The organism is Amycolatopsis thailandensis, assembly GCF_002234405.1.
In the GTDB taxonomy this organism is placed as follows: domain Bacteria; phylum Actinomycetota; class Actinomycetes; order Mycobacteriales; family Pseudonocardiaceae; genus Amycolatopsis; species Amycolatopsis thailandensis.
The window spans coordinates 1-5218 of sequence record NZ_NMQT01000146.1; the positions used below are offsets into that span (position 1 = coordinate 1).

Consider the following 5218-nt stretch of genomic DNA (forward strand, 5'->3'; position numbering starts at 1 on the left):
CAACGCTCTTCCTAACGGGTAGGAGGAATGGCCAAGACAATCTGCCGACCAACTAACTTCTACTAACCAACCGTGTTACTCACTTCTTCTATTTAGTCATCCAGCGACCACCTATAGCTACCCTGTTTCCCTACACGACGCTCTTCCGGTCTCCCGTTGTTGGGGAGAGTTCCGGACGTTGAAAATTCGGAATCTACCCCTGTCACATCGTCTGCCACCAGGCGTCCGAGCGACGATGTAGGAATTGGGACGTTGAACGTCCCAATTCCTACATCGTCGCGCCCTGGCAGCCGCGGAACCACCACTCTCGCCCAGTCAGGCGTGGGTAGGTAAATACCGGTCCGGCGGCCGTGGGCATTCAGAGGACTCAGGGCGCTGCGTTGTGAAAGCCACTTTCGCAACCTTCAAAGTTGCGAAAGTGGCTTTCACAACCTCCTTGACCAGCGCAAAGGCGACTTTGCCGCGACCCTGACCCTGAAAGTAGGGAAGGAGGCCTTCACGGACTTCACCACCCGACCTGACACCGCCGACTTTCGGCCCGACATCCCGAATCCCCACTCACGAGACCGGCGCGGGACGCCTCTCCGACCACGGCGCCGCCTCCTCCAGCTGAGCGGCGAGCCGGATGAGGACGTCCTCGCGGTCTTGGGCGGCGACGAGCTGGACGCCGATCGGCAGTCCCTCGGCGTTCCAGTGCAGCGGCAGGGAGATCGCGGGCTGGCCGGTGATGTTGAACGGCGCCGTGAACGCCGCACCGGTAGCGATACCGGCGGCCAGTTCTTCGGGCGACTTCGCGTCCGGGGCGAGGTAGCCGAGTTCGGCGGGCGGCGCGGGCGTCGTGGGGGTGAGGAGGACGTCCAGTTCGTCCTCCCAGAGTGCCGCGACACCGCGGGCCCACCGCTGAGACGAGAGCGATCCGGCGAGCCATTGCGTGGCGGTGACCGACCGGCCCGCTTCGGCGAGCATCGCGTTCATCGGTTCCAGAACGGACGACGGCAGCTGCTCGCCGAGTCGCTCGGACCAGGCGTCGAGTTCCCAGGTGACGACCGCGGCGAGCAGCGCGGGCATGGTGTCGAACATCCCCGGCGCGTCCAGGGCGGCGGCCGCGGTGGGGGCGACCTGGTGGCCGAGGGACTCGAGCAGGCGGGCGGTCCGTTCGACGGCGGCGACGCTGTCGAAGTGCGCGGTTTCGCAGGTACCCGGGGAGGTGATCCGGAACCCGATCCGCAGGGAGCCGGGGTCCGCGCCGACCTCTGTCCGATAGGGACGGTCCGGAGGCGCGGCGCTGTAGGGATCTCCCGGCGCGGCGCCCGCGGTGACGTCGAGGATCGCCGCCGTGTCCCGGACCGACCGGGTCAGGACGTGTTCGTGGGTGACCTGGCCCCAGTATTCGCCGAACTCCGGGCCGAGGCTGGTCCGCGCGCGGCTCGGCTTCAGCCCGACCAGCCCGCAGGCCGACGCCGGGATGCGGATCGAGCCCGCCATGTCGTTGCCGTGCGCGACGGGGACCATGCCCGAAGCCACCGCGGCGGCCGACCCTCCGCTCGATCCGCCCGGCGACCGCGCCGGATTCCACGGATTCCGCGTCGGGCCGTGCAGGAGCGGTTCGGTGGTGATGCTGGTCGCCAGTTCGGGCGTGTTCGTCCGGCCGCAGAACAGGAAACCCGCGGCCCGCAGGCGCGCGGCCAGATACGAATCCGACGGTGCGCGCCAGTCCCGCTCCCGCAGGACGCGCATGCCGCCATGCACCGGGTCGCCCGCGGTGTGGCAGAGGAAGTCCTTCAGCAGCATCGGCACGCCGTGGAACGGCCCCTCCCCGCGCGCCGTCACCGCCTCCCGCCGAGCCTGGTCGAATCGGGTGCCGACCACGGCGTTGAGCTCGACGTCGAGCTTCTCGATCCGCGCGATCGCCGCGTCGAGCAGCTCCAGCGGTGACGCCTGCCCTGTCCGGACCAGCTCCGCCTGAGCCGTCGCGTCCAACCAGGTGAATTCATCGCCAGCCATGCGGCCATTGTCGATCATCCGCGACCGGGCTCCCGGCGATTCCCGTCGATCAGGGCGGTTCGTGCAACGGATCATGCCCCTTCGGTTCCTCGCCGCCCGGACAGCCAACTAAGCTTCGGGCCGATGGAGCGGGAGGGCCGATGACGGACGCGGACGGGCAGAGCCCGCGGGAACGCTACCGCGACCAGGTGCGCGCGGAGATCAAACAGCACGCGTGGGAGCAGATCGCCGCCGCCGGGGTCCCCGCGCTGTCGCTCAACGCGATCGCCAAACAGGTCGGGATGAGCGGCCCCGCCCTGTACCGGTACTTCGCCAGCCGCGACGACCTCATCACCGCGCTCATCCGCGACGCCTATCGCAGCCTCGCCGACACCGTCCGGGCGGCGTTCGAAGCGGGCGCCGACCTGGCCGGGCTCGCCGTGACGATCCGGGACTGGGCCCGGAGCGATCCGCAGCGCTACTTCCTCATCTACGGCACGCCCGTCCCCGGCTACCACGCGCCCGACGACACCACCGCCATCTCGCGCGAAGTCATGGCTGTCCTGCTCGACGCCTGCCGCGCGATCACCTCGGACAGGCCGGAAACCCCGTTCGACAGGCATCTCGACGGCCACCGGGACTGGGCGGGCGACGATCCGGCCCCGTCCGCGACCCTGCATCGCGCGCTCGCTTTCTGGACGCGTCTGCACGGTGTGCTGTCGCTCGAACTCGCCGGCCACTTCACCGGGATGAAGTTCGACCCCGATCTGCTGATCTCGGACGAACTGGACGATCTCACCACGCGCTGACCAGCGTCCCCCGAGCCAGATCGGCTCCGCACTGAACCTTTCCCGTACTTCGGGCGTCTTGCCCTGTGTGTTGCCGCCATCCGTGGGAGACGAAGCCCTCACGGTTGACATGCAACGTTGTAACGTTATAGCTTCTAAGTAGTGCGATAAGTATTCACGCCACCCGTTTCCGGGTTTCCGAACGCTTCGGATAGGGACTTCGATGTTGATTCAAGGGGAGAAGACCGCCAGGAGAACCGACCGCGTCAGAGTCGCCGTGCATGCCCCGGATCTCCTGGCCGGACTCGGCACGACGAGCATTCTCGGCGCCGACGAACGGCTCGACGTGCTCGACGACACCGACCTGGGGCCCGCCGAAGTGATCGTGACTGTCGGGGATTCGATCGGCGACGGGGTTTTCGCGTTCCTGCGCCAGGTCCGCGCCGCGTCGGCCCTCGCGTCGCCGCCGAGATGCGTGATCGTCACCGACCATTTCCCGGTCCAGGTCCTGATGACGGCGATCGAATGCGGCATGGCCGCGCTGCTGCCGCGGCGCGACCTGGACAGCGAACATCTGGTGCGGACGATTCTCGCGGTCAGCCAGGGCGCCGGCGCCCTGCCGCCGCGGTTGCAGGGAAGCCTGCTCTCCCAGCTCGAACGGATACAGGAAGATCTGCTGGTACCCAACGGGCTCGCGCTTTCCGGCCTGTCCGACCGCGAACGGGAAGTCCTCCGCCTGCTGGCCGACGGCCACGGCACGGAGGACATCGCGGCCAAACTCGCTTATTCGGAGAGCACGGTGAAGAACGTCCTCCATCGGGTGATGTCGCGCTACGGCCTGCACAACCGCACGCACGCGGTCGCCTTCGCCCTGCGCACGGGATCGATCTGAGGAGTTCGTCCAGAGTGGACGAGAGAAGGGGGCTTTTCCTCGCCCCCTTCAACTTATAGCGGACACCGGGGCTTGCGGCAAGACCCGGGTCATCCCGCAGAATTGCGCGCCGAAGGCCGGAAGCTGCGGAAACGGGAGTCGCGAAGTGCGTGTTTTGCTGACGACGTGGGGATCTCGCGGGGATGTCGAACCCTTGGTGGGGCTCGCGAAAGAATTACGGGAACTCGGCGCGGAGGCGGTGGTGGCCGCGCCACCGGACGAAGAGTTCGTGACCTTGCTGGAGCGGGCCGGTGTGCCGCTGGTGCCACTCGGCCCGACGGTGCACTCGGTGGTCGCCGGACCGAAGCCACCGACAGGGGAAGACGCGCTGAAACTCGCGCCCGCGCTGGTCGCCGCCCGATTCGAGACGCTCTCCGCCGCGGCGGAGGACTGCGACGTCATCCTGGCGACCGGGCTACTGCCCGCCGGCGCGCGGGACGTGGCCGAGAAGCGGGGAATTCCTTACGTGTACGCGTGTTTCCACATTTTCGGGCTGCCGTCGCGGCATTTCGCCCCGGGCCTGCGGCCGGGCACGCCGTCTCCGGAGGGCGAGACGGACAACCGGGTGCTGTGGCAGCAGGACGCCCAACGGGTGAACGCGTTGTACGGCGGCGCGCTCGACGAGCACCGTGCGGCCATCGGGCTGCCGCCGGTGGACAACGTCCGCGACCACGTCTTCACCGGCTCGCCGTGGCTGGCCGCCGACCCCGTTTTGTGCCCGTCGGAGGGGATGACGGACCTCGACATCGTCCAAACGGGAGCGTGGATCCAGCCCGACGACCGCCCCTTGCCGGACGACCTCGAAAAGTTCCTGGAGGCCGGTGAGCCGCCGGTGTACGTCGGCTTCGGCAGCATGGCCGCGTACGCGCCGAAGGACATCGCCCGGGTGGCCATCGAGGCACTGCGGACGCTGGGGCGGCGGATCCTGCTCGCGCGTGGCTGGGCCGGACTGGCCTCGATCGACGACGCGGACGATTGTTTCGTCGTCGGCGAGGTCAATCAGCAAGCACTCTTCCGCCGTGTGGCCGCCGTCGTGCACCACGGCGGCGCGGGGACCACGACGACGGCCTCGCGGGCGGGCGCGCCCCAGGTGGTCGTCCCCCGGATCGCGGACCAGCCGTATTGGGCCTCGCGGGTGGCGGAGCTGGGAATCGGTGTGGCGCACCAGGATCCGACGCCGACCGTCGAGTCGCTGTCGGCCGCGCTGACGACGGTCCTGTCCCCGGAAACGCGGTCTCGGGCGAAGGCCGTGGCGGATACGATCCGGACCGATGGGGCGGCGGTGGCGGCGAAGCTCCTGGTGGAGACGGCCAAGGCTTAGCCGGAAGTCCGTGAAGGCCTCCTTCCCTACCTTCAGGGTAGGGAAGGAGGCCTTCACGGACTTCGTGATCGCCACGCTTGCCCCAGCCGCACCAGCAGTCACAGCGATAGCGCGCGAAGGCCCCTATCCCCCGGCTAGCCGAGGAAACTCTCCCTTCGCGGCGGCTCAAGTACATGAAGGCCCCCTTCCTTGCGC

The 5218-nt window shown here is 68.4% G+C and carries 4 protein-coding genes; 3 read left to right on the plus strand and 1 reads right to left on the minus strand.

All coding sequences use genetic code 11. The annotated features are described in order from the left end of the window. Window positions 1–558: 558 nt before the first annotated feature. Window positions 559–2004 carry an amidase gene (locus CFP71_RS36310; protein ID WP_244199967.1) on the minus strand — a complete coding sequence of 482 codons (1446 nt, stop codon included), beginning with the start codon at window positions 2002–2004 and terminating at the stop codon, window positions 559–561. 140 nt (window positions 2005–2144) lie between these two features. Here CFP71_RS36310 and CFP71_RS36315 point away from each other — a divergent pair, with 140 nt between their 5' ends. The 3 genes from CFP71_RS36315 (at window position 2145) to CFP71_RS36325 (ending at window position 5023) form a co-directional block, all read left to right on the plus strand. Further along, a complete protein-coding gene (locus CFP71_RS36315; protein ID WP_093938467.1) occupies window positions 2145–2792 on the plus strand; it encodes a TetR/AcrR family transcriptional regulator in 648 nt (215 codons plus the stop codon). 202 nt (window positions 2793–2994) lie between these two features. Beyond that, window positions 2995–3663: a helix-turn-helix transcriptional regulator gene (locus tag CFP71_RS36320; protein ID WP_208636119.1), complete on the plus strand. Its 669-nt coding sequence runs from the start codon at window positions 2995–2997 to the stop codon at window positions 3661–3663. 145 nt (window positions 3664–3808) lie between these two features. Next, a complete protein-coding gene (locus CFP71_RS36325) occupies window positions 3809–5023 on the plus strand; it encodes a glycosyltransferase (RefSeq protein WP_167406394.1) in 1215 nt (404 codons plus the stop codon). Window positions 5024–5218: the final 195 nt, after the last annotated feature.